We start from the raw sequence: 24475 nt of genomic DNA on the forward strand, positions 1-24475 counted from the left end.
TCCTTACCACCGGCGCTCGAGGCGTTTACGCATCCAGATGGCCAATGCATTCATACTGATCAGGAAGGTCAACAGCACCATAATGGCGGCTGACGCACGTTCGATAAAGGCCAGTTCGGGGCTGCCCGCCCACAGGAACACCTGCACCGGCAGTACGGTTGCGGAGTCGAAAAAGCCGCCGGGTACGTCAACGATAAAGGCCACCATGCCGATCAACAGCAGCGGTGCGGTTTCACCCAGGGCCTGGGCCATACCGATGATCGAGCCGGTCAGCATACCCGGCATCGCCAGCGGCAACACATGGTGCAGAACCACCTGCATCTTGGAGGCGCCAATGCCCTCGGCCGCCTCCCGGATCGACGGCGGTACGCTCTTGATGGCGGCCCGGCTCGATATGATGATGGTCGGCAGGGTCATCAGGGTCAGCACGAGACCGCCCACCACCGGCACCGAGCGCGGCATGCCGAACAGGTTGATGAAGACCGCGAGGCCGAGCAGACCGAAGATGATCGACGGCACCGCCGCCAGGTTGTTGATGTTCACCTCGATGAAATCGGTGAACTTGTTCTGGGGCGCGAATTCCTCCAGGTAGATCGCCGCCGCAACACCAATCGGGAACGACAGGATCAGGGTGACAAACATGGTCAGCAGCGAGCCGACAATCGCCCCCAGAATACCGGCCTTGGACGGATCTCGGGAATCACCACCGCTGAAAAACACGTCGTTGAAGCCGGTCTCAATCACACCGCGCTCGAGCAACTCATCCACCCAGGCTTTCTGCTGGTCATTGAGCTTGATGGAATAACCGGCATCGCCGGCGTGCTTCACGTACACGTCCACATCGGTGTGGGAGAGGAACGTCATGGTCCGGGTGGTGTTCAGCCAGTCCGGGTTTTGCTGGAGGGCATCCCGCAGCGTGACCGAGGCATAGGGATTGATCAGGCCACGAACCGCGTCGCGGTCTTCCTCCGTGGCCCCCGGAATTTCCTGGATCAGGGACTGGACCAGCGGCTCGACAAAATCCGCCATCTTGACCTGGCGTTTGTCGGTCGGATCGTCCAGATACATCATCTCACCGTCGAGGTTCACCTCCATGGTGATGGAGGTCTTCATGAACCCGGTGTAGCCCTTACCGATGATATCGGTAAAGAGGATCACCAGGGCCGACAGTGCAATACCGATGGCCACGATCCCGTAGGCCCGGAAGCGGCGTTCCTTACGATACCGGCGTTTGAGCGACTGGCGGACAAGCTCCGCCTGTGAACGTTGATCAGTCATACTGTTCCCGATATTTACGGACAATTTTCAGGGCAATTACGTTGAGCAACAGGGTGGACAGGAACAGCATGGCGCCCAGGGCAAAGGCTGCCAGGGTCTTGGCGCTGTCAAACTCCTGATCACCGGTCAACAGGGTTACGATCTGCACGGTGACGGTGGTGACCGTCTCCAGCGGGTTGGCCGTCAGGTTGGCCGCCAGGCCAGCCGCCATGACCACAATCATGGTCTCGCCAATCGCGCGTGAAACCGCCAGCAAAACGCCGCCCATGATGCCCGGCAACGCTGCCGGGAAGATGACCTTCTTCATGGTCTCCGACTGAGTAGCCCCCAGGGCGAGCGAGCCATCCCGAAGCGACTGGGGGACCGCGTTGATCACGTCGTCCGAGAGCGAGGACACAAACGGAATGATCATGATGCCCATGACGCCGCCGGCAGCCAGCGCGCTTTGCGACGAGGCATTAATGCCCAGCGAGTCGGCCAGGTCACTGATAAACGGCGCGACGGTCAACGCGGCAAAGAAGCCGTAAACCACCGTGGGGATCCCGGCCAGCATCTCCAGCAGCGGTTTCACCACCCCGCGCACTCTCCGATTGGCGTACTCCGACAGGTAGATGGCGGAAAGCAACCCCACCGGCACCGCCACCACCATGGCAATGGCCGAGATCAGCAGGGTGCCGGTGAACAGCGGGATCATGCCGAAGGCACCCTCGGCAGCCACCTGGTCCGCCCGTAACGCGGTTTGCGGACTCCACTGGGAACCAAAGATAAATTCAGTGAACGGCACCTTCCCGAAGAAACGGAAGGTCTCGAAAGCGACCGAGAAAATGATGCCAACGGTGGTCAGAATGGCGAGGGCGGCGCAGGCGAAGAACAACCACTTCAGAATGGCCTCGACCTGGGAGCGGGCATTGAGCCGCGGACGGATGCGCAGCCAGCCAAGGAACCCCGCCAGAACCGCCACGGCAACCACAAGCACGGACATCAGCAGCCGGCTCTGGGCTCGCAATGCCTTCAGGCGCTCCGCCGCCTCGGCTATGGGCGCCTCGACAAACCCGGCAGGCAGGGCTCCACTGGCGACGTTACTGATTTTACTGAGCAGCAGACTGGCCTGTCCTTCTGTCCCCGGGACAAGCTCCTGGGGCAGTCCACCGATCACGATCAGCTGGATAACCTTGCCCTGAAAGGCGGCCCAGAGCCCAAGAACGACGAGCGCCGGGATCCCGCTCCACAGCGCGGCGCGGGCACCATAGTAGAATGGCAGGGATTTGAGGTGACGGATGCCCCCCAGCGGCATGGCCAGTGACCGGGACCGTGCATACCCAAGGCCATAGGCCACGATGGCGAGTACCAGGGTGAGCAGAAACAAATTAGCCGGTTGCATGAATAATCCTGTCTACGACTTCAAATAGGCGCCCAGTCTACAGATTCAAAGGTTCTGCGGCACCGGACGGTATTCCTCAACGTGCGAAAGGGTGCGGGCCCTATGGAGGACCCGCACCCTTGGTTAATCCCGATCCCTTCGGCTTACTTCAGCTCTTCCATTGCCAGGTTAGGCATGTTCTCTGCCTTGTCCATCAGGTTCATTAGCTGCTCGCGCGGCGGGATGATCAGGCCAACGTCTTTCAGGTAGCCGTTCTGGCCCATGGCTGCGTTGCTGACAAACTCACCAACGTATTCCTGGATACCCGGAACCACACCTACGTGCGCCTTCTTCACGTAGAAAAACAGGGAGCGGGCTACCGGGTACTTGTCAGCAGCGATATCTTCGGCAGTCGGAACCATGCCGTTCAGGGTGGCGGCCTGAAGACGATCCGCATTCTCTTCCAGGAAGCTGTAGCCGAACACACCGTACATGTCAGTATCACCGATCAGCTTCTGAACGATGAGGTTATCATTCTCGCCAGCCTCGATGAATGCGCCGTCCTCACGCACGCTTTCACAGATGGCGCCGTGCTGGTCTTCGCTCAGGCTTGCCGTTTCCGGCAGTTGGTCACAACCGGCGGCGAGGGCCAGTTCGTTGAACGAGTCGCGGGTGCCAGAAGTCGGCGGAGGCCCCATTACACGAATCGGTTTGTTCGGCAGGCTGGAATCCACGTCGCTCCAGTTCTTGTTCGGATTAGCAACCCACTCGCCATCCACCGGTACCTTGGAGCCCAGAGCCAGGAAAAGCTGCTCAAGGGTAATGTCCAGGTTCTCGGCATCCTTGGAACTGGCGATCACGATACCGTCAGAACCGATACGGAACTCGGTGATGTCGGTTACGCCGTTCTTCTGGCACAGCTCGTACTCGGAGGTCTTCATACGCCGTGACGCATTGGTGATGTCCGGGTGCTGGGTGCCAATACCCTGACAGAACAGCTTCATACCACCGCCGGAGCCTGTGGATTCGAGCTTCGGAGTGCTGAAATCGGTTTTGGTGCCGAAGCGCTCGGCCACTACAGTTGCAAACGGATAAACCGTGGAGGAACCCACGATGCTGATCGTGTCTCGGGCCATGGCAGGTGCAGACACGGCGGCGACGGAGCCGGCCAGTGCAACAGTTGCGAGTGCTTTGTTCAGTTTAATCACGTTGAGTCTCCATTAATCGGTTGGACTTTGTGTATGGATCTGTTTTACCGATGAATGCAGAGTAATCGGACTCTATGACAACTTTGTTACAGGTTCTGAAATATAGTCGCGATAACGTAAATCTGCTTGCAGCAACAGCAAAGCCCGTTAACATGCGGGGTAAAACAATTCCAGAACTCCGAACAAGGCAGGCTCCATGACGGCACTAGACGATGATAAACCCACTCCCCGCGGCGAGTTGACCCTCCAGATCGTTCCCCTTCCCTCTGACACCAACCCCAATGGCGACGTGTTCGCCGGCTGGCTGGTCAAGCAGATGGACATCGCGGCTGCCACCATGGCCGGGCGAATTTCACTGGGACGCAATGCCACCGTCGCCATGGACCGGATGGAATTTCTTTCACCCCTGCGGGTCGGTTCCCAGGTTGGCTGTTACTGCGAGCTGGTGGACATTGGCCGGAGCTCAATGAAGATCCTTGTGGAGGTTTGGACGCTGGACCGGACCGCGAAGCATCCGCGCAAGGTTACCGAGGGGCTGTTTGTGTACGTGGCCATTGATGAGCATGGGCGAATCCGGGAGGTCCCCGAACAGTCCCGGTGAACGGCAGCAAGGCCGGCAGACCTGGCCGTAGCGTTTAAACATCGGTGGCGGCAGGACGCGCCCGGGCCAGGGACCACAAACCAAGCACCGGCCCGGGAACCAGAAGCAGCACTACCCAGACACCAAGCTGGGCCCACAGGCCACTGGTCAGCCAGATGGCCGGCAGCGTCAGACCAAATCCAACCGCGTTCATCACCGCGAGAGACGAACCCACCGATTCCCGCGGTGCGGTCGCTGCGGCGAGCGCGGAGAACTGCGGCGAATCGGCAATCACCGCAACCCCCCATACAAACAGAAGGGCCATCAGCATTTCCGGCGCCAGCCCACTCAACCACGGGTACAGCAGGCAGACGGTCCCGGACAGCGCAAGAGCACGGGAGGCCACCCACTCACTGCCTTTGGTGCGGCTGAGTCTGCCACCACCGATGCAACCGGCCGCACCGATTCCGATGATCGCAAACGCAAACCAGGGAATCAGGCCGGCTCCCAGCCCCATTCGGTCCAGTTCGCGACCGATCAGCAGGGGTGTAAGCGTCCAGAACGCGTAGAGCTCCCACATATGGCCAAAATAGCCACCGGAGACCGCGCGGAATCTGGGTATGCGCAACGCCGCCAGGCCCTGACTTAAAGGCAACGGGCCATTGCTTTTGGGCAGATGCGGGCCGTCACCCAGCATAAACACCAGGGTGCCCCCAGCCAGAGCCAGCACAGAGGCGGCGAATAGCGGCCACTCCCAGGGCATCCCGAAGGTGGCACCCCGCATCAGGTGCGGCAGCGCCGTGCCCAGGGTGAGCATGCCCACCAGCCACGCCAGGGCCGCGCCGGCGTATTTCGGAGTCCAGGCGATCACCATTTTCATCCCGAGGGGATAGATGCCGGCCAGGCACAGACCGGCGGCGAATCGCAGGAGAAAATCGAGCGGCGGCAAACCTGCGGCGAAAACAAACCCGCCATTGACCAGGGCACCCAGCAGACTCGACACGGCAAAGATTCGGCTGGCGCCGAAGCGGTCCGCCAGACCGGTCACCGCAATGGTTAGAGTCCCCGCGATAAACCCCGCCTGAACCGCCAGCGTCAGCCGACCCAGGTCGGTTTCCGTCAACCCCAACTGCGCGGATAGCGACAGCCAGACGCCATTGATGCTGAACCAGAGCGAGGTGCCGAAGAGCTGGGCCAGCACAATGACAGGGAGCGGAAAACGTTTTAGCAGGTCGGTCATTGTTGGTGTCTTTTATGCAAGCGATGGGCGAAGCCTAGCCCCGGCGGGCCGGCTTCGCCCATGCTACTTTGGTGTCTGGTAAGCCATTGGCAAGACTCGTGGAATCTGCAATGGTTATATCGTTACACGGAATCCTTCCAACAACCAGCCACCCATTCCGGGATGCACCTATGAGCCTCCGAATCCTCACAGCGGTCCTGGTCGCGCTGACCCTGACAGCGACTCCCGTAGCTGCTGAAATTGGCCTGTCGCCGTTTGCCGGTTTTCGCATGAGCAGTTCAGTGGATATCGAGACCGCCGGCGCGAGCACGGCGGACCAGATCGACTTCCGGGATTCCGTAAGCCAGGGCCTCGTCCTCAATTTCGATCTGCCAGAACCCGGCAAGCAGGGGGAACTTTACTTCGGTCGGCAACGCACCTCGGCCAGGCTCGACAACGGCCTGTTTGCTCCGGGCACCGACTCGATCGACCTGACCATTTACCAGCTCCAGTTCGGAGGCCTGTATTTTCCCAGTGGCAAAAACCACGGCGGGTTTGTCTCGGGCGTGCTGGGCGTTACCCGCCTCGAACCGGAGGATTCAGGGTACGAATCCCACCACCGTGCAGCCCTGTCCCTCGGCGGTGGGTATCAGTTTTTCCTGACCGAACAATTGCATCTGAGGCTGGATCTTCGCGGCATTTACACCGCACTGAACTCGGGAGGTTCTGCATTCTGCTCCGGTGGATGCGAACTCAGGTTCGACAGCAGCGGCTACTTGCAGGTGGAAGCTGGCGCCGGGCTGGTCATTCGTTTCTGACGCCGACTCCAGCCCCGGGCCGGCATCCACCGGCTCATCTGTTCAGCCCACCGCCACCCTGCTACTATCGCGGCCACGTTTCTGACGCCTTGAATTTAAGGGAATTTACGCAATGGACTTTTTCCAGGCCCTTTTCCTCGGCCTTCTACAGGGGCTGACCGAGTTCCTGCCCATTTCGAGCTCTGCCCACCTGATCCTGATGCCTGCCTTCTTCGGCTGGACCGATCAGGGTGTGGGTTTTGATCTGTCGGTTCACCTGGGCACCCTGCTGGCCGTGGTGCTCTACTTCCGGCGCGATGTCTTCGGCATTGCCCGGGACGGCCTTTTCTCGATGGCCCAGCGCAGGCTCGTGGGCCAGGGGGCGCTGGCCCTGTACCTGGTGATCGGCACCATACCGGCCGGACTGGCGGGATTGGCGCTACTGGACCTGATCGATAACGAGCTGCGAGCGGTGGAAGTGATCTTCGCCACGACCCTGATTTTCGGGGTGTTGCTCGGCATCGCCGACTGGCTGCCGAAGCGCCAGCGCACCCTCGACCAGCTCAGCTGGAAAGACGCGGTTATCGTCGGTATTGCCCAGGCGATGGCCCTGGTGCCCGGAACCTCGCGCTCCGGAGTCACCATTACCGCCGGTCTGTTCCTGGGCATGACCCGGGAGACCGCCTCCCGATTCTCGTTCCTTCTGGCCATTCCCATTATTGTGCTGGCTTCAGCGGTGAAGCTGCTGGAAGTGGCCACCTCGGACGTCATCGTCGATTGGAGCGGTTTCCTGCTGGGCGGGGTCACCTCGTTCCTCATGGCGATCACCGCCATCCATTTTTTCCTGAAGTGGCTGAACACCGTGGGCATGTGGCCGTATGTGGTCTATCGGATTATTCTGGCGGGCGTGATTTACGCCGTTCTGATGTAATCGGCAAAAGAACAGGGCTGGAAGCAGCGGTCCGGTAAGGCATTCCAAAACTGTGCGGAGCCATGGATGGCGGAGCTCAAGCGCCACATGGACGTGCTTGAGCGGGTTTTGGAATGCCTTACCGGACCGCTGCCACCCACGACGACTAGCAAGCCTCCAAAGGCGCATACGCCAGCACCAGCCACTTGGCACCGTCTTCGAAGTTCACCTGAACCCGGGTGTGGTGCCCAGTGCCCTCGGAATTCATCACAATGCCCTCACCAAACTTGGGGTGTCGTACCCGCTGACCGAGACTGAACCCGGATTGCTGGGCCGAATCCTGGCTGAACAGGCTCTCGTTGGGCCGTTCAACCATCGCCGGGCGGGTAACCGTGTTGCGTAACCGCACTTCCTGCAGGCAGTCGCCGGGAATTTCCCGGACAAACCGGGACAGGGCGTTGAATTTTTCCTGGCCATACAAACGGCGGGATTCCGCGTAAGTGAGTACCAGCTTTTTCATCGCCCGGGTAATGCCCACATAGGCCAGCCGCCGCTCCTCTTCCATGCGCCCGGGCTCTTCCAGGGACATGCCATGGGGGAACAGGCCCTCTTCCACGCCAGCCAGAAACACCAGCGGAAATTCCAGGCCCTTGGCAGAATGAAGGGTCATCAGCTGAACGCTGTCTTCGTGCGCCTCGGCCTGGGACTCGCCGGCGTCCAGCGCGGCCTGGGCAATAAATTCGGCCAGCGGGTCGACGCCGTCGTCCACTTCGAAATCGGACAGGGCATTGACCAGTTCCTCCAGGTTTTCCACCCGGGCCTGGCCTTTTTCCCCTTTCTCGCTGGCGTGATAGTCCTTCAATCCGCTGTCTTCGATGGTCTGCTTCATCAGGCCATGGAGGGTGGCATCGCCGACCATGCCCGAGAGCCCTTCGATGATGGCAATGAACGATTGCAGGCCGGTCCTGGCCCGGCCTTTGACCTGGCCCGCCTCCAGTAGCCGTTCCGCCGACTCCCAGAGCGAGATGCTCTGTTCAGTGGCGTATTCCCGCAGCTCTGCCAGGCTCTTGGCGCCGATGCCGCGGGGCGGCACGTTCACCACCCGCTCAAACGCGGCGTCGTCCCGACGGTACTGAACCAGCCTCAGGTACGCGAGGGCGTTGCGGATTTCCTGGCGATCATAGAACCGCAGCCCCCCGTAAACCCGATAGGGAATGCCCTGGCGCATCAGCGCTTCTTCCAGCACCCGGGACTGGGCGTTGGAACGATAGAGAATCGCCGATTCGCTGCGAAGGTTGCCGTCCTGAACCCAGGCCGAAATACTGTCGGCAATGTAGTTGGCTTCGTCCTGCTCGTTAAACGCGGCATACAGGCTGATGGGTTCGCCATCCGGCCCGTCGGTCCAGAGCTCTTTGCCCAGACGGCCCTGGTTATTGGCAATCACCGCGTTGGCCGCCTTCAGGATCATCTGGGTGGAGCGATAGTTCTGTTCCAGCCGCACCAGCCGGGCATTGGGAAAATCCCGCTGGTACTGCTGGATATTCTCGATCTTGGCGCCCCGCCAGCCGTATATGGACTGGTCGTCGTCGCCCACGACGGTCAACGGCACCCGATTGCTCGCCAGCACCTGCAGCCAGGCATATTGAATGGTGTTGGTGTCCTGGAACTCGTCGACCAGAATGTGCTGGAACCGCTTCTGGTAATGGGCGAGCAACTCGGGCCGATGCAGCCAGAGTTCGTGGGAACGCAGCAGCAGCTCGCCAAAGTCCACCAGCCCACCCTGCTGACAGAGCTTCTCGTATTGGCGATAGATCTTGAGCATCACCGAGGTGAAATGGTCACCGGGGTTTTCCTGGATGTGGTCGGCCCGCAGCCCCTCGTCCTTCTGACTGTTGATGAACCACTGGGCCTGCTTGGGCGGCCACTTGCTCTCATCAATCTGGTTTTCCCGCATCACCCGCTTGACCAGCCGCAACTGATCGTCGCTGTCCAGCACCTGGAAATTCTCCGGCAAGCCGGCATCCTGCCAGTGCGACCGCAGCAGACGGTGGGCAATGCCGTGGAAGGTACCGAACCACAGCCCCCGGGCCGGGATATTCATCATCTGCTCGATGCGGTAGCGCATTTCCTTGGCGGCCTTGTTGGTAAAGGTCACTGCAAGAATCCCGGTGGGTGGCACCCGGTCGACCGTCATTAACCACGCTATCCGATGCACCAGAACCCGCGTCTTGCCACTGCCAGCACCCGCCAACACCAGCAGGTGATCGTTCTGGGCGGTAACGGCCTCGCGCTGGGCGTCGTTGAGGGGATCGATAATGTGGGAGACATCCATAGGGAATCGTTCGCTACTGGTTAAATAAACAGGAGTGGAAGTATAACAGGAGAAAAAAGGGATTTCCGCGCGGAAGGAGTATCAGAAAAGCCATCAGCAAAAGTCAGAAAAAGCGCGGGGGATGATCCCCTCCAGGACTGTGTGTGGCCAGGGATGGCCACACCCAAGCGCACATGGATGTGCTCGTAGCGTGTCCTGAAGGGGATCATCCCCCGTGCGCCCCCACCGTGGAGGGCCGTCGGCTTCCGTTTTCTCTTAAAAGCCTCTGGGCACCGTCTGGGCCTCAACAAACTCAAACAGGCCTTCCAGACCGCCCTCGCGGCCAATACCGGAGGCCTTCATGCCGCCGAACGGAGCTTCCGGCGTGGGACCGGTGCCGGTGTTCCAGCCACAGTGGCCGAAGCGCAAGCCGGCGGCCACGCGCTGGGCGCGCGCGGCATCGCCGGTGAAAACGTAGGAAGCCAGACCGAACTCGGTGTCGTTACCCGCGTCAATGACCTCTTCTTCGGTACGGAACAACGCCATGGGAACCAGCGGACCGAAGGTTTCTTCGCGATAGCAGCACATGTCCCGATCCACGTCGGTGATCACGGTTGGCGGGAAGAACAGGTTATCGCCAAGGTCCTCCGGCTTCTTGCCGGCCACCAGCCCGGCGCCTTTCTCCAGCGCGTCCTCGAGATGGCGCTTGACCTTGTCAAACCCTGCCTGGTTGATCAGCGGACCGAGATCCACGTCACCGTTGATGCCGTCGCCCACGGTCATCCGGTTAACCCGTTCGGCAAGCTTCTGACCAAACACGTCGGCCACTTTCTCATGCACGAAAATCCGGTTGGCACAGACACAGGTCTGGCCGCCACCCCGGAACTTGTTGGCAATCAGGTTATCCGCGGCCGCATCCAGATCCGCATCGTCAAAGACAATGAAGGGTGCGTTGCCGCCCAGTTCCAGCGCCAGTTTCTTGACCTGCTCCGCGGTGTCGAGAATGAGCTTCCGGCCCACTTCGGTGGAACCGGTGAAGCTCAGCATGGGCACGTCCGGGCTCTCACACAGAACCTTGCCAATCACGCTGGCCTTACCCATCACCAGATTGACCATGCCATCGGGCATGTCGGTGTGTTTGTCCATCAGGCTGAACAGGGCAATCATGGTCAGCGGCGTTTCGCTGGCCGGCTTGATCACCGACGGGCAGCCCGCAGCCAGCGCGGCCGAAAGCTTCTTGGCGATCATGCCAATCGGGAAGTTCCACGGAGTGATCAGACCGGCAACCCCGATCGGGCGGTAGTGAACCGTCCAGGTGCAGTCTTTCGGTTTCTCAGGAATCGTGTGCGCGTCCAGAGCCTGGATGTGCTTGGAGCAGTAATCGAAGAAACCGGCGGCATAATCGACCTCGCCCTGAGCTTCCTGCAGCGGTTTTCCGTGCTCCATGCAGAGGATACGGCCCACTTCTTCCTTGTTGGCCTTGAGCGCATCCCGGATATCTTCCAGCCACTTCCTGCGGGTCTCAATGGAGTAGGGTGTGGTCAGCCGAAGCGCCGATTTACCCGCAGCAACCGCTGCCTTCACCTCGTCCTCGGTCATCGAGGCCGCCTGCGCGATCACCTTGCCCGTTGCCGGGTTGTAGACGTCAAACGTATTGCCATGGGCGTTGTCCGTCCAGCGACCGCCGATATAGCCAGTCAGCTTTTCCAGCAGTGGTGACTCGATCATCTCGGCTCCTCTTCTGTCAGTGCCTGCATGCCCTAAGGGCATGGTTGCGTCGGTTGAATATGTCTTCCATAGTGGATGCTGATTCACTGGCTGTAAAGTCAATGGCCAGGCTTTTGATCACCCTCCGACTGTGCCTATACTCGGAGAATCGAAAACCACGGAGGTCGGATAATGAAAGCGTTTTTCCATCCTGCTCAGGACCAGCATATCCCCAAGACCTACTTTACCCGCGGGCAGATGCGACAACCGCAGGAGGTCCCGGACCGCACCGGACAGATGCTGGAGGGCCTGAAGGAGATGGGAGTTCCGGTGCTGCAGCCCTCTGACCAGGGCGCCGCATCCATTGCGAAGGTCCATGACCTCGGTTACCTCCGCTTTCTGGAATCGGCCCACCGGCGCTGGGTGAAGATGGACGACTGGGGTGACGAGGTGATTTCCAACATCTTCGTGCGTTCCCCCAATCACCTGAACGGCATCCTGGCCGAGGCCGCCCGCTATCAGGCCGATGGCAGTTGTCCGATTGGCGAAAACACCTGGCACGCCGCTTACTGGTCAGCGCAGACTGCCCTGGGTGCGGCGGATGCCCTGATCGCCGGTGACCGCACCTCTTACGCCGTTTGCCGGCCGCCCGGCCACCACGCCCGAAAGGATGCCGCCGGTGGTTTCTGTTACCTCAACAACGCTGCCATCGCCGCCGAGCACATGAAGAGCCGGTTCCCTCGCATTGCAATCCTCGATACCGACATGCACCACGGCCAGGGCATTCAGGAGATCTTCTACGACCGCAGTGACGTGTTGTACATCTCGATCCACGGCGACCCGACCAACTTCTACCCGGTGGTCACCGGTTTCGAGAACGAGCGGGGCGAGGGTGACGGCTTCGGCTACAACATCAACATGCCCATGCCCCACGGCGCCTCGGAGGATGATTTCTTCGAAAAACTGGACGAGTCCCTGGCGGCCATCAAACTGTACCAGCCGGATGCCCTGGTCCTGGCCCTGGGCTTTGATATCTACAAGAACGACCCCCAGGCCAAGGTTTCGGTCACCTCAGAGGGCTTCTGCCGGCTCAGCTCCCACATCCGCCAACTCGGCCTGCCGACGCTGGTGGTGCAGGAAGGCGGGTATGACCTGGACGCCCTGAGCGAGAACGTCCAGCAATTCTTCAAGGGTCTGGCCGGCTGACCGGTCAGGAGGCGGGTGCGTAGACCTTGACGTTGTCGTGCCCCTCGGCCTTCAGATGGCCAGCGTGCATCCGGCTCATTGACCCCCGATCGCAATAGAGCAGGTACTGCCGGTCCCCCGGCAGTTCAGCAATTTGCTGATTCAGCTCGTAAAACGGAATCTGCACCACCTCGTTGTTGGTCAGGGTCAGGGGTGACTGTTCGCCCTCGCTGGGGTGGCGCACATCGATGATCACATCGTCCACGCCCGGGGTCTGCACCAGTTCCACCTCTTCCGGGGTGTGGGTGGTTTCCAGCAGCCGACTGATCGCGGTTTCCTCACGGGCTTCCACTGCTCCGGCCAGCACCGCGGGATCCATCTCGGCCTCGTCCGCTTCGACCCGGTGCAACTTGGCGCGCGTGGCCGGCTTCTGGGAGATCACGCCACAGTACTCGGGCATGTTGCGGGCATAGGATTCGGTGCCAATCTCCCGGGCAATGTTGATGATGGTTTCCTTGTCCATGGAGATCAGCGGGCGCAACACCACTTCGTCGCTGGCCCGGTCCACCACATTGAGGTTACTCAGGGTCTGGCTCGACACCTGCGCCACCGCATCGCCGGTTACCAGACCCACGGCATTGTTCTTCTTGGCGATCTCCGCCGCCGCCTTGAGCATCTGCCGCTTCAGCACCACGCCCCAGTGGCGGTGATTGACCGAACGCATGATTTCGGCGACGACCCCGTCGAAGGGCACGGAAATGAATTTGGCGTGATGGGAAGCGCCGTAGCGGTCCCACAGGTAGTGCACCACCTGACGAACGCCAACCTCGTGGGCCGTTCCACCGAGATTGAAGAACAGGAAATGATTCCGGAGCCCGCGACGCATCATCAGATACGCCGCCACCGAGGAATCGTAGCCACCGGAAATCAGGGTCATCACGTTCTCGACGCTGCCCAGCGGGTAGCCTCCCAGCCCCCGGTGTTTGCGGTGGGCAATGTGGAACTGGTTGTCCCGCACTTCAATTCGCACTTCCACATCCGGTGACTTCAGGTTCACGCCCGTGGCCCCGGACGCCTGCATCAGGGCAGCGCCCACAGTGCGTTCGAGATCAATCGACCGGAAGCTATGCTCGCCATGGCGGCGGGCGCGGACGGCAAAGGTCTTACCGGCCAGCCGGTCGGCAAAGGCATCCACGGCTTTTTCGGCAACGTCATCCAGGTCGATAAACGGAAACACACCGATTTCCTGGATGGTGGAGATGCCAGGAATGCGCAGCAGCTCCTCAACCACAGCCCCTGATAGCCCCCGATCCTCCGGAACGGCCACATCCACCCGGTCCCAGCTGCCTTCCACGACAATGTCATGATCCAGCCTGGCCAACAGCTTGCGGATATTCTGCCGCAGATGACGCATCTGTTGGCGGCGGACGGGTTTGCTCTTGATGGCGACTTCGGGAGCCGGACGAATAAGTAGTTTCATAATCGGAGTATTGTCGAGTGGCGTAAGACGCGGAAAGATCTTAGTCTACCTTTTTGGGACCATGCCTCAAAATCAGGCATTGCCGAAACACCGGCCCAAGGTGCGTCACACGCCCTCGCGGCCGGAACCATTCAGGAGTTTTACCGTTCATGCAAGAACCCACCATCAATGCCCTGGTATCCCCGGAGGGCAGCCTCGAAATCCTCTCCAATCATGAGGTAAGCCGCCTCAAAGACCGGAGCGAGGGCGGCCTTTACCGACTGTTCCGCCAATGTGCCCTGGCGGTGCTTAACACCGGGATCGAGACCGACGACTGCAAGGCCCTGATGGAATCCCACGCCGATTTTGATGTCCATCTGGTGCCCCAGCCCCGGGGCCTGAAGCTGGAACTGATCAACGCACCTGCCCACGCCTTCGTGGACGGTGAGATGCTGCGCGCGATTCGCGAGCATCTGTTTTCCGTGCTGCGGGACATCATCTACTCCCATTCGATTCCCCAGAGTGCCGCCGGCTTCCGTCGCGACGATCCGGAAGACCTCACCAACCTCGTTTTCCATGTACTGCGCAACGCCCGGGTCCTTGAAGCGGGACGACAGCCAGACCTGGTCGTGTGCTGGGGCGGCCACTCCATCAGCCACGACGAATATCAGTACAGCAAGGAAGTCGGACACCAGCTCGGTCTGCGCTCCCTGAGCATTATCACCGGCTGTGGCCCCGGCGCCATGAAGGGTCCGATGAAAGGTGCGACCATCGCCCACGCCAAGCAGCGCGTGAAGAACGGGCGTTACATCGGGATTACCGAACCCGGCATCATCGGGGCCGAGGCGCCGAATCCGATCGTCAACGAACTGGTCATCATGCCGGACATCGAAAAGCGCCTGGAAGCCTTTATCCGCTGCGGCCATGGCGTCATCGTATTTCCCGGTGGGGTGGGTACCGCCGAGGAAATTCTGTATCTGCTGGGCATTCTGTTACACCCCGACAATGCCGACCTGCCCTTCCCCGTGGTCTTTACCGGGAAACAGGAAAACGCGGAGTATTTCGAGATGATCGACAAGTTCATCCGGAATGCCCTGGGTGACGAAGCGGCCAGCAAGTACGAGATCATCATTGATGACCCGACGCGGGTTGCCCAGACCATGAAGAAGGGTATGAAGGAGGTGGAGACGTTCCGCCGGGCAATGCAGGACGCATACTACTTTAACTGGATGCTGAAGATTGACCCGGTGTTCCAGCTGCCGTTCCATCCCAACCACGAAAACATGCGGGCGCTGGAGCTGCATCGTGACCAACCGGTACACCTGATCGCGGCCAATCTGCGCAAGGCGTTCAGTGGCATTGTGGCGGGAAATGTGAAAGAGGACGGGATTCGCCAGGTTCAGGCGAAGGGGCCATTCGAGATTGCCGGAGACCCGACCCTCATCGAACCGCTGGAAGCCATGCTGACCCAGTTTGTCGCACAGAACCGGATGAAACTGCCCGGCTCGTCGGCCTACCGGCCCAGTTACCGAATCGTCAGCGGGGCGGCCTGAGCCGCCTCACTGATCAGCCGAACGGTTTATTTGCCGCCGTCAGCGGGCAGACTGGCAAAATAAGCGGCCAGGTTGGCGATGTCAGTATCACTCAGCGCGGCGGCCTGGCCCTGCATGATAGCCGCCTGACCACCGGTGCGCTGCTTGTTCTTGTAGGCCTTGATCGAGGACACCAGGTACTGCTCGTTCTGGCCCGCCAGGTTCGGGTAAGTCGGAATCTGGGCCAGGCCGTTCTGGCCATGGCAGGCCGCGCAGACAGCCGCTTTCGCCTTGCCGGCTTCCACGTCGGCGGCAGAAGCGATGGCCGGAATGGCAGTGCTGAGCGCAAAAATTCCTGCAACGGCGTAGTGTTTCAATGTCATTGTCTTTACCCTCTCATCATCGTTTTTAGTAGTTGCCTGCCGGCGGTCGATACCGGACTGTAAACCGTGTGACTTTTATATCACAGAGACTGTTGAAGCCAAATGCGTTATATCAACGGCTTTGTTCGACGTTGGTCCTCTTTTAATCCGGGATGATTGACAAGACAGTACGGAGAACGACGTGGCCCAGATTATTTTTGAACACCGGAGACTCCTTCAATGCCCATAGAGGTTCAGGAAATTGAATGCCTGGAAGGCCACATTGGCCTGCTCACCCTGAATGCCCCCGCCACCCTCAATGCGCTCTCGGAGGCCATGATCGATGAGCTTCAGGCCACCCTTGATCGCTGGGCGGCGGACGACCGTATCTGCGTGGTATTGCTCCAGGGCAAGGGTGATCGGGCCTTCTGCGCTGGTGGCAACATCCGCGACCTGTACGACGCCATCAAGGGCGACGGCGAACAGGAGACCGCCGCCGGCTTCTTCACCCGGGAGTACCGCCTGGACTACAGCCTCCATCGCTTCCCAAAACCCGTTGTCGGCATCGGACACGGCGTGGTGATGGGCGGCGGACTGGGCCTGCTTGCGGCCTGTCGTTACCGGTTGGCAACGCCGGACGTCACCGTGGCGATGCCGGAGATCTCCATCGGGCTGTTTCCGGATGTCGGCGCCAGCTGGTTCTTGAACCGGCTGCCCGGACGGATCGGGCTGTTTATGGGCCTCACCGGAGCCCGGCTGAACATCACCGACACCATCCGCATCGGCCTGGCCGATATGGTGCTGCTGGCAGAGGACCGGGAACTCCTGCTGGGGGAGTTGCAGAACCAGCGATGGACGGGCGAACCGGCAGCGGACGACAACCGTCTGTTCCGGCTGCTCAACCAGATGCACGCACCGGACTACCGCTCGCTTCAGCGCAGCAATCTCGAACAGCACGAACAGCATATTGCCCGGCTCAGTGCCGGCGATGAGCTGCCGGAGATTGTGGATCAGCTACTCTCGGCGGAAATCGACAGCGAGTGGTGGAATGCCTGCATGAGCAATCTCAGGGGTGGTTGCCCGGTATCGGCATGGCTGGTCTGGACTCAGCTGCAAAAAGCCCAGCAGATGTCGCTCAAGGACGTGTTCCGAATGGAATTGGCCATGGCGATGGAGTGTACCCGCCGACCCGATCTGCCGGAGGGCGTCCGGGCGAGGCTGGTGGACAAGGATCAGAGGCCGGTCTGGTCCTTCCCCAGTGTGGCGGACGTTCCGACGGACGTGGTTCAGGCCCACTTCCAGCCGGAATGGGACGATGAAACCGATCCGATGCAGCTCGGCTAAGCCCTACAGCTGGGCGCCGGCCTGGACCAGCAACATTTCAAGATCGCGGTTGTTGCTGGCCCGTGCCATATCCAGCGCGGTGCGGCCATCGTCGGTACGGTAATTCACATCGGCACCGGCAGCCAGCAGCATTTCCGCCGTCAGCAGGTCACCACTGTCGACAATCTTCATCAGTAGCGACTCACCGCCCTGGCTGACATTAACGTTGGCGCCGGCGGCCAGCAAAACCTTGACCACCGACAGGTGGCCCTGCTCGGCAGCTCGAATAACCGGAGTATAGCCATTGGCATCCCGGGCGTTCACCCGTGCACCGGCGGACAACAGCAGCTGGACCAGGCGGCGACTGCCTTTGGCCGACGCCACCATCAGCGGCGTTTCGCCATCGGCTGCGGCGAGATCGGGGGACGCCCCCTCCGACAACAGATACCAGGCGACACGGTCCTGCCCCCCGCTTACAGCCGCCATCAAGGGTGAGCCTTTTTCGGTCAGGGTATTGAGCGATTCCCCGGCCTCCGAAAGCGCCATCACCCGATCCAGATCCCCCTGCTCCGCCGCCTCAATCATGGGCGTGGCCGCCCGGGTGGCGGTTTCATGTTCCAGGTTGGTCGGTTCGGAGCGCGACGCGCATCCGGACATCCAGGGCAACAGAAACATCAGGACTGGAAGCAGATAACGGGGGGAGCCGGTTCCCTTGGCCATAACAACGATCTCGGTCAGATAGTGTTTGGCCTATTCTGGGCAGCGGGGAATGAAAATTAAATCGAGCGGGTCACAACTCCGGCCCCTTTTGCAGGAGTTCACGAATCAGCGCACGCAGGCGATCTTCACCGTCCCGCTGGCCGAGGCACAGTCCGGCAGCCTGCAAACCAGGCCAGTCCCTTTGTTGCAGTACCGCCGCCACCCAAAGCGCGAGGTCATCCTGTGCCTGTAGCCAGGCCCCGACGTTATTCACCATGCTCGTTTTCCGGAGCACCGGCAGGCTGAGCAGAAACCCGCGATGGCCTTCGGCAAAACTGTGCAGGTCCCGACGGTCATGGTCATTGAGGCGCTCGGTTGCCGGCAGGCCCGCACCGATGGCTGCCAGCAGGCCGGGCTCCAGTGACGGCCAGGCCAGCGGCAACAGCGCCAGCCAGTGTTCGGCCTGGCGCTGGCGAAGCTGCGTTAGCAGTCCCACCCCCGCCTCACTGAGCCCGAGCAGCATCTGGATCGGGTATTCGCCACTGGTTGCCTCCTGATTCAGCCCGAGACGCACCAGCCGTAGACCACAGGCGCGCCAGAACGCCAACAACGCCTGGCTGCCACCAAAGCTGGTGCCGACGGTGTCCAGACCTTCCTCGCGGGCTGCCTCGCTCGCCGCTGCCACCAGCCGACGACCAATACCATCGCGCCTGGCCTTGTCAGACACGGCTATCCGGACCACCCGCAGGCAGCGTTGGCACGCGGCGTCCGGGAATCCGCTGTGGCTCGCCAGCGACTGTGGCAGCAAGTGCCCCCGAAGTCGGCGCTGCCCGAGGGTCACCTGTTCGGCCAGTTGCGGCGCCAGACCGCCTTCCACCGCGCCCCACAGTATGCCAACCGTGACCTTGCCCACCCGCGCCCGCCAGCTCCGCGCCGACGGCGCATCCATCCACTGCCGCAGGTCCGCCGGCGTGGTGCGGTAGTGCGCATCCACCAGCAGTCCAAACGCATCCGACAGGTCTGAATCGTCTGCGTCCCGGGGATTGAAGGGCTCGATGATCACGTCCCCGGGCGGGATGACCCCGGAGGCCGCAGCCCGATTCTCGGCCGCCAGCAGAAACAGACGCGACACCAGCGGCTCCAGCGGGTCATGGGCGGACCAGCGGACCGGCGCGGACAGGCTGATTGACTGCCAATGCGGCGTCTCCCGGTCCAGGATCTGCCGAAAACGGATGGCAAACCCCCGACCGGCGCCTTCATAGCCATGGACGGTGGAGGAAAAGGCAACCCGGGGCCAGCCCAGCAACACCTGTTTCAGCAACGGGGCCGGAATCGCCGCCGCTTCATCCACCAGCACCACTTCCGCTTCGGGCTTCTCCGCCAGCAGATCCCGAATTGCGAGAAATCGCAGGCAGCCGCCCGACCGGGTCTCCAGAACGGATTCCGAGGCAGCGAGGAGCTGATCACCCAGCACTTGCCGGGCGTGACGGAACAGGGTGGCTACGTTGTCACGGGATGGCGCCGATACCAGAATCTGACGCCGCCCCTGGTTCAACAACTCCGCGGCCGCCACCCCCAGCGCCGCGGATTTGCCCCGGCCACGGTCCGCCGTTACCACAATCGGCCGGCGCCGACGGCCCAGACCAAAGTGCACCAGGCGTTCGATCAGGTGCTGCTGATCGTCGGTGGTGTGAACGGCAAATCCGGTGTCCGGTTCGGAAAGCTCCGGCAGTACCCCGGACGTCCCTTTGGTGGGGGCAACGCGTATGACCGCCGGATCGGCCGCCAGAATGCTGGCCATTCGGGTCGCAAAGGGGTGTTCGGCCAGTTCGCCCAGCCCGGTCCGAGCGTAGTCCGGATCGTCAAAGCCGGACCACTGGTCCAGCGGTGGCATCAGCCAGAACAGCAGACCGCCCGCCCTCAGGGTTCCCGAAAGTGCGGCCAGGGCGTCCGGCGGATTGCCCTGCCAGCCATCCCAGACCACCACCGAGGACTCACGGCCCAGCCATGTCCGGGCACGCCCGGGCACCAGCGGAGTCAGGGCCGAATTCGGGCGGTCTGCCTCCGGACCGGTCCAGATGCCGGGATCCGTTGTCAGTGCCGGCAACAGGGCCTTCAACCAGCTCAGCGCCTCTGCACGCTCGCCTTCAAGCAACACCAGACGCCGCTCCCCCCGCTGAGCGAGGCGGTGCTGGAGCTGCCGCCAGGATTCGAGATCGGCGTCGGTGACCTCGACCGGGGTCATTAACTGAGATCCACCGAATGCCGCTTGAGGTCGTTCAGGTCGCACATTTCCAGCGTGGCCTGGTGAGTGGCCCGCAGACGCACCCTTGGTGCCGAGCCTGCTTCGAAGGCTTCCTGCCAACGCGCGGCGCACAAACACCAGCTGTCGCCCGCCTTCAGCCCCGGAAAACCGAAATCGGGACGCGGGGTGCTGAGATCGTTGCCGCAGCTTTTCGAGAATTCCAGAAACTCGTCGGTGACCACCGCACACACGGTGTGGAAGCCAAGGTCATCGGGACCGGTGTTGCAGCAGCCATCGCGGTAGAACCCGGTTTTCGGATCGGTGCCGCAGGTTTCCAGTTCTTCGCCCAGTACGTTTACGGATTCGGATATCTGCATGCGTTTATCCTCCAACTCCACAAGTGAGCAGCCTTTGGGGTTGGCTTTCCAAAACCCGCTCAAGCACGTCCGTGTGGCGCTTGAGCTCCGCCATCCATGGCTCCGCACAATTTTGGAAAGCCAACCCCAAAGGCTGCGGCCAAGCGGGGAGTATTCGTTGAATGACTTTCAGTAATTGGTCCTGATTATGCGGGACCAGTACCCGCACTGCCAGTTGGCCCGTACAATACGCGTTATGCCAATCGAACCCCAACAATCTACCCCCCTTGATCTCCCGGAGTTCCTCACCGACGAGCAACGGGCCATCATCACCGCCGGTTACGAGCACTCGGTGATCACCGCCGTGGCCGGCAGTGGCAAGACCTCCACCCTGGCCTGGCGGATCCGCTACCTGCTGCAGCAGGGCCACGATCCCAACCGTATGCTGGTGCTGATGTTCAACCGTAGCGCTCGCGTGGATTTCGAGCGCAAGCTGCAGGAGGTTTGCCACCAGAGCGGGCTGGCGCTGCCTGAAATCCGCACCTATCACGCCATGGGGTTACGACTGTACAAACGTTTCGTGCGTGAAGGCTATCTCCCGGGATTCTCCGACAAGATCCTGACCGAGCAGGAGATCAGCTTTCAGGCCTGGCAGCTGACCCGTCGGCTGGCGCCGGAGGATCTGGCCGATGAAATCCGTCGCAACAAGAAGGATTTCGTGGAAACCGCCACCGGCTTCATTGATCTGGTCAAGACCACCCTGTCGCCCGCCGAGATCGTATTCGAGGAACTCGGCTACGCCGACAAACACCGCTACCTGATCGACCTATTCCACAGCTTTGAGCAGTGGCGCAAGAGCCAGGCCCGGATCAGCTACGCCGACATGCTTTACGAACCGGTGATGGCGATTCACCAGAATCCGCCCCTGCAGCGACTGGTGGGCAACAAGATGGATCTGATCCTGGTGGACGAGTACCAGGACACCAACGAGATCCAGCACCTGTTGCTGCGCTACGTCGCCGGCGACCGGGCCCGGGTCACAGTGGTCGGCGATCCGGACCAGACCATCTACGAGTTCCGGGGCGCCAAGCCCGAGTTCATCCTCAAGCGCTTCAGCGACGAGTTTGAAAGCCCGCTGGAGCAAACCCTCAGCTACACCTTCCGCTATGGCCATCGGGTGGCCCTGCTAGCCAACCATCTGATCTGCCACAACACAGGCCGCAAGGACGTGCTGTGCCATTCGCACCCGTCCACCCCGGCCACGGATGTGACACTGCACCGGGTCGACAACGACAGCGACACCATCGTCCAGATCCTGCAACAGACACCCGGGAGTTTGCTCAGCGGCACCGCGATTCTGTTCCGGGTGTGGAGCCAGAGCGTCCCGATCGAGCTGAAACTGCTGGCCCGGCAGATCCCCTATCGCATCGATGCTGGCAAGGGCGCGCTGTTCAGCCGCGAAGTCCAGGCCCTGGTCTCGCTGTTGATGGTGGTCACCGGTCGGCTCGCCAACCTGCCGGACGAAGACCGGATCGAGGTGGCCCGCCAGCTGCTGCGCTTCCCCCATGTGGGACTCAAGGAACCGGAACTGGAACAACTGGCCCGCTTCCTGGCCGGCTTTTCCGGCGACTGGCACGAGCGCCTGCTGGCGATGGACTTTGACGCCCTGTCGCCGATGGCCGGCCGCAAGCTGCGCAAACTGGGCGAGGTGCTGGGCCAGCTGAGAGATTACAAGGGTCCCGTCGCCGGTCTGATCAGCGTGTACGCCGAGCACACCGACTTGCACGAAGGTATCCGCAGCCTGGCACTGACCCACGAGGGCGCCGAAGAACGCATCGACACCATTCAGGGCTTCCGGCAGTACCTCAAGGGCCTCGATGTTGACGCGAACGGTGCCGTCGACCACCTGCAGACCCTGAAACAGCAGGCCGGCGAAAACCGACAGGGCGGCGTACTCATGTCGACCATCCATCGAACCAAGGGGCTTGAGTGGCCCCGGGTGATTATTCCCGGTCTGCAGGAGAAGTACCTGCCCTACAGTCCCCGGCCCCACGACGACGCCCGCGCCTTTCTGGAGAGCGAACGGCGCCTGCTGTACGTGGCCATGACTCGGACCCGCCAGCAACTCCACCTGATCAGTCGCCCGGTCACTTCCCAGCCTCACCTGGACGGCGACCAGGGACCCAGCCGCTTTGTCGCGGAGTGCTGTTTCGACCTTTCCAGCGAGCTTGGGCAGTGGCTCGACGAGCGAATCCAGGAACCTGGTCAGTCGGTCAGGCTGGACCGACCCATCACCCCGGTCAGCCAGCGCTATGCAGAACGTGAGGGGATTGTGCTGGACGGCACCGTCGCCACCGTGTCCGATGCCGCGGAAGCGCTGTGGCACCACGAGCGTCTGAGTCACGCCATTTTTGGCGCCGGACAGGTAGTGGCCGAGGACGAGAACTCCTTTGAAGTCCGTTTCGACAACGGTGACACCCTGAACTTCAGCAAAAAAAGCGCCCACCTGTATTTCAGCCCTCTGGCCCAAAACGACTGAAACCAAACCAGTTCCGGAGGCGTAATATTGCTGTAAGCGTGGATCGTGTCTATATTCTGTTTTTCTACACCCAACAGACCGATAGACACCGGGTATCCCCGCAGTTTCCCGCTAATGCAGTCTCAATAACGAACTATGAACAGGAGGTTCAGCATGGATTTCATGCGCTCGTGCGCGATGGCTGTCATCGCATCTGCTCTGGTGGCCCCGGCGATCGCCGCCGAACGGAAGGACACTTTCTACATTAATCCGTTCGCGGCGTACCAGTATTTTGACGACAAACGCGATCTGAGTGAATCCGACACTTACGGCGTTGGCCTGGAATATCGGTTTGCACCGAGATGGTCGCTGGAACCGGTGTACTCCCGGGCGAACGTGGACCGAAAAAATGCGGTGGGTGAGTCCGACTTCGATGAGATTCGTCTGGATGCCACCTACTACTTTGCCGGTCCGGACGAGACCTGGAATCCCTATGTTTCCCTGGGTGGCGGCCACGCTGACTTTGGGGACGACGCCAACGGCCCGCTGACGTCAGGCAGCAACCACGACGAAACCCGGGTCAACGTTGGCACCGGTTTTCGCTACAACCTCAGCGATTCCCTGTCCCTGCGCGCCGATTTGCGTGAGTTTCACGGCATCGATGAGAGCACCTTCGACACCCAAGTGTCTCTGGGCCTGAGTTTCGCGTTCTTCCGAACAGTGGCCGCCCCGGCGGATGCCGATGGCGACGGCGTTCCGGACGACGCCGATGAGTGCCCCGGCACCCCGGCCGGCGCCACGGTGGACAGCACCGGGTGTGAGCCGGATGCCGACCGCGATGGTGTGGCGGATGCCCGTGACGAGTGCCCGGATACCACCCTCGGCGCCGAGGTAGATAGCCGCGGTTGCGAACCGGACAGCGACAACGACGGCGTCATTGATGGCGTCGATCAGTGCCCGAGCACAACCCCCGGCGCCACCGTCGACGAGCGGGGCTGCGAAGGGGTCACCGAAGTCATCCAGACCTTTGAAGTGGACGTTCAGTTCGCCAACAACAGTTCGGTGATCAACAATGCCTACGATGAGGACCTCCGACGCGTCGCGGACTTCCTCAAGGAAAACCCGAGAACCTTTGTGGAAGTTGCCGGCCATACTGACAGCGTTGGCGATGCGGACTACAACCAGTTCCTGTCCCTGCGTCGGGCCGAGGCCGTGGCCGCGCGCCTGGTCGACTCCCTCGGTGTCGATCCGAGTCGGGTGAAAGCTTCCGGGTATGGGGAGGAGCAGCCGATTGCCCGCAACGATACCGCCGAGGGCCGCGCCGCCAATCGCCGGGTTGAGGCACTGATCCAGGTCGAACGCTGAGGCGCTCGGTCTGGTGCAACCTGATGCAGTAAAGGCGCCCGCACGGGCGCCTTTTTTCTTG

General features: G+C 61.3%; 19 protein-coding genes. 8 read left to right on the plus strand and 11 right to left on the minus strand.

Annotation, left to right across the window (positions count from 1 at the left end):
* Positions 1–3: 3 nt before the first annotated feature.
* From pstA to KZO34_RS08720, 3 genes are all read right to left on the minus strand, one after another.
* Positions 4–1278: a phosphate ABC transporter permease PstA gene (gene pstA / locus KZO34_RS08710; protein ID WP_219475774.1), complete on the minus strand. Its 1275-nt coding sequence runs from the start codon at positions 1276–1278 to the stop codon at positions 4–6.
* Positions 1271–2659, minus strand: coding sequence for a phosphate ABC transporter permease subunit PstC (gene pstC, locus KZO34_RS08715; RefSeq protein ID WP_219475775.1), 1389 nt, complete (start codon positions 2657–2659; stop codon positions 1271–1273). The genes pstA and pstC overlap by 8 nt, the downstream gene beginning before the upstream one ends.
* Before the next feature lie 143 nt (positions 2660–2802).
* Positions 2803–3846, minus strand: coding sequence for a substrate-binding domain-containing protein (locus KZO34_RS08720; RefSeq protein ID WP_219475776.1), 1044 nt, complete (start codon positions 3844–3846; stop codon positions 2803–2805).
* 196 nt (positions 3847–4042) lie between these two features.
* On the opposite strand from KZO34_RS08720, the gene KZO34_RS08725 reads away from it, so the two are divergent.
* Positions 4043–4447 carry an acyl-CoA thioesterase gene (locus KZO34_RS08725; RefSeq protein WP_219475777.1) on the plus strand — a complete coding sequence of 135 codons (405 nt, stop codon included), beginning with the start codon at positions 4043–4045 and terminating at the stop codon, positions 4445–4447.
* 34 nt (positions 4448–4481) lie between these two features.
* On the opposite strand, the gene KZO34_RS08730 is transcribed toward KZO34_RS08725, so the two are convergent.
* Entirely contained in the window at positions 4482–5666 is a 1185-nt protein-coding gene (locus tag KZO34_RS08730; RefSeq protein ID WP_219475778.1) for an MFS transporter, read from the minus strand.
* A 170-nt stretch (positions 5667–5836) separates the two neighbouring features.
* Between KZO34_RS08730 and KZO34_RS08735 the strand changes: the two genes are divergently transcribed.
* Together KZO34_RS08735 and KZO34_RS08740 are read left to right on the plus strand one after the other, a co-directional pair.
* Complete coding sequence (locus tag KZO34_RS08735) at positions 5837–6463, plus strand: porin family protein (protein ID WP_219475779.1); 627 nt, start codon at positions 5837–5839, stop codon at positions 6461–6463.
* A 112-nt stretch (positions 6464–6575) separates the two neighbouring features.
* On the plus strand, positions 6576–7373 hold the full coding sequence (locus KZO34_RS08740; RefSeq protein WP_219475780.1) for an undecaprenyl-diphosphate phosphatase: 798 nt from the start codon (positions 6576–6578) through the stop codon (positions 7371–7373).
* A 145-nt stretch (positions 7374–7518) separates the two neighbouring features.
* Here KZO34_RS08740 and uvrD read toward each other — a convergent pair whose 3' ends face one another.
* A complete protein-coding gene (gene uvrD / locus KZO34_RS08745) occupies positions 7519–9684 on the minus strand; it encodes a DNA helicase II (protein WP_219475781.1) in 2166 nt (721 codons plus the stop codon).
* Between the two features lie 255 nt (positions 9685–9939).
* Positions 9940–11391 (minus strand): NAD-dependent succinate-semialdehyde dehydrogenase, encoded by a 1452-nt coding sequence (locus tag KZO34_RS08750; RefSeq protein WP_219475782.1) that lies wholly within the window; start codon positions 11389–11391, stop codon positions 9940–9942.
* A gap of 171 nt (positions 11392–11562) precedes the next feature.
* Here KZO34_RS08750 and KZO34_RS08755 point away from each other — a divergent pair, with 171 nt between their 5' ends.
* Positions 11563–12576 (plus strand): histone deacetylase family protein, encoded by a 1014-nt coding sequence (locus KZO34_RS08755; protein ID WP_219475783.1) that lies wholly within the window; start codon positions 11563–11565, stop codon positions 12574–12576.
* 4 nt (positions 12577–12580) lie between these two features.
* On the opposite strand, the gene thiI is transcribed toward KZO34_RS08755, so the two are convergent.
* On the minus strand, positions 12581–14035 hold the full coding sequence (thiI, locus tag KZO34_RS08760; RefSeq protein WP_219475785.1) for a tRNA uracil 4-sulfurtransferase ThiI: 1455 nt from the start codon (positions 14033–14035) through the stop codon (positions 12581–12583).
* Between the two features lie 149 nt (positions 14036–14184).
* Between thiI and ppnN the strand changes: the two genes are divergently transcribed.
* Positions 14185–15567, plus strand: coding sequence for a nucleotide 5'-monophosphate nucleosidase PpnN (gene ppnN / locus KZO34_RS08765; protein ID WP_257900231.1), 1383 nt, complete (start codon positions 14185–14187; stop codon positions 15565–15567).
* Between the two features lie 26 nt (positions 15568–15593).
* On the opposite strand, the gene KZO34_RS08770 is transcribed toward ppnN, so the two are convergent.
* Positions 15594–15929 (minus strand): c-type cytochrome, encoded by a 336-nt coding sequence (locus KZO34_RS08770; RefSeq protein ID WP_219475786.1) that lies wholly within the window; start codon positions 15927–15929, stop codon positions 15594–15596.
* 219 nt (positions 15930–16148) lie between these two features.
* Here KZO34_RS08770 and KZO34_RS08775 point away from each other — a divergent pair, with 219 nt between their 5' ends.
* Complete coding sequence (locus KZO34_RS08775; protein WP_219475787.1) at positions 16149–17252, plus strand: enoyl-CoA hydratase/isomerase family protein; 1104 nt, start codon at positions 16149–16151, stop codon at positions 17250–17252.
* 3 nt (positions 17253–17255) lie between these two features.
* On the opposite strand, the gene KZO34_RS08780 is transcribed toward KZO34_RS08775, so the two are convergent.
* From KZO34_RS08780 to KZO34_RS08790, 3 genes are all read right to left on the minus strand, one after another.
* Positions 17256–17951 (minus strand): ankyrin repeat domain-containing protein, encoded by a 696-nt coding sequence (locus KZO34_RS08780; RefSeq protein WP_219475788.1) that lies wholly within the window; start codon positions 17949–17951, stop codon positions 17256–17258.
* A 70-nt stretch (positions 17952–18021) separates the two neighbouring features.
* Positions 18022–20175 carry a tRNA(Met) cytidine acetyltransferase TmcA gene (locus KZO34_RS08785; RefSeq protein ID WP_219475789.1) on the minus strand — a complete coding sequence of 718 codons (2154 nt, stop codon included), beginning with the start codon at positions 20173–20175 and terminating at the stop codon, positions 18022–18024.
* Positions 20175–20552: a DUF2237 family protein gene (locus KZO34_RS08790; RefSeq protein WP_219475790.1), complete on the minus strand. Its 378-nt coding sequence runs from the start codon at positions 20550–20552 to the stop codon at positions 20175–20177. The genes KZO34_RS08785 and KZO34_RS08790 overlap by 1 nt, the downstream gene beginning before the upstream one ends.
* 187 nt (positions 20553–20739) lie before the next feature.
* Between KZO34_RS08790 and KZO34_RS08795 the strand changes: the two genes are divergently transcribed.
* Positions 20740–23070: an ATP-dependent helicase gene (locus tag KZO34_RS08795; RefSeq protein WP_219477260.1), complete on the plus strand. Its 2331-nt coding sequence runs from the start codon at positions 20740–20742 to the stop codon at positions 23068–23070.
* Positions 23071–23223: 153 nt separating this feature from the next.
* On the plus strand, positions 23224–24414 hold the full coding sequence (locus KZO34_RS08800) for an OmpA family protein (protein ID WP_219475791.1): 1191 nt from the start codon (positions 23224–23226) through the stop codon (positions 24412–24414).
* Positions 24415–24475 lie beyond the last annotated feature (61 nt).

The organism is Marinobacter sp. F4206, from assembly GCF_019392195.1.
GTDB lineage: Bacteria > Pseudomonadota > Gammaproteobacteria > Pseudomonadales > Oleiphilaceae > Marinobacter.

Coding starts and splice junctions, on each gene's coding strand:
- pstA (WP_219475774.1), bottom strand. CDS start 1,278: ATGACTGATCAACGTTCACAGGCGGAGCTTGTCCGCCAGTCGCTCAAA.
- pstC (WP_219475775.1), bottom strand. CDS start 2,659: ATGCAACCGGCTAATTTGTTTCTGCTCACCCTGGTACTCGCCATCGTG.
- KZO34_RS08725 (WP_219475777.1), top strand. CDS start 4,043: ATGACGGCACTAGACGATGATAAACCCACTCCCCGCGGCGAGTTGACC.
- KZO34_RS08730 (WP_219475778.1), bottom strand. CDS start 5,666: ATGACCGACCTGCTAAAACGTTTTCCGCTCCCTGTCATTGTGCTGGCC.
- KZO34_RS08735 (WP_219475779.1), top strand. CDS start 5,837: ATGAGCCTCCGAATCCTCACAGCGGTCCTGGTCGCGCTGACCCTGACA.
- KZO34_RS08740 (WP_219475780.1), top strand. CDS start 6,576: ATGGACTTTTTCCAGGCCCTTTTCCTCGGCCTTCTACAGGGGCTGACC.
- uvrD (WP_219475781.1), bottom strand. CDS start 9,684: ATGGATGTCTCCCACATTATCGATCCCCTCAACGACGCCCAGCGCGAG.
- KZO34_RS08750 (WP_219475782.1), bottom strand. CDS start 11,391: ATGATCGAGTCACCACTGCTGGAAAAGCTGACTGGCTATATCGGCGGT.
- KZO34_RS08755 (WP_219475783.1), top strand. CDS start 11,563: ATGAAAGCGTTTTTCCATCCTGCTCAGGACCAGCATATCCCCAAGACC.
- thiI (WP_219475785.1), bottom strand. CDS start 14,035: ATGAAACTACTTATTCGTCCGGCTCCCGAAGTCGCCATCAAGAGCAAA.
- ppnN (WP_257900231.1), top strand. CDS start 14,185: ATGCAAGAACCCACCATCAATGCCCTGGTATCCCCGGAGGGCAGCCTC.
- KZO34_RS08770 (WP_219475786.1), bottom strand. CDS start 15,929: ATGACATTGAAACACTACGCCGTTGCAGGAATTTTTGCGCTCAGCACT.
- KZO34_RS08775 (WP_219475787.1), top strand. CDS start 16,149: ATGCCCATAGAGGTTCAGGAAATTGAATGCCTGGAAGGCCACATTGGC.
- KZO34_RS08780 (WP_219475788.1), bottom strand. CDS start 17,951: ATGGCCAAGGGAACCGGCTCCCCCCGTTATCTGCTTCCAGTCCTGATG.
- KZO34_RS08785 (WP_219475789.1), bottom strand. CDS start 20,175: ATGACCCCGGTCGAGGTCACCGACGCCGATCTCGAATCCTGGCGGCAG.
- KZO34_RS08790 (WP_219475790.1), bottom strand. CDS start 20,552: ATGCAGATATCCGAATCCGTAAACGTACTGGGCGAAGAACTGGAAACC.
- KZO34_RS08795 (WP_219477260.1), top strand. CDS start 20,740: ATGCGGGACCAGTACCCGCACTGCCAGTTGGCCCGTACAATACGCGTT.
- KZO34_RS08800 (WP_219475791.1), top strand. CDS start 23,224: ATGGATTTCATGCGCTCGTGCGCGATGGCTGTCATCGCATCTGCTCTG.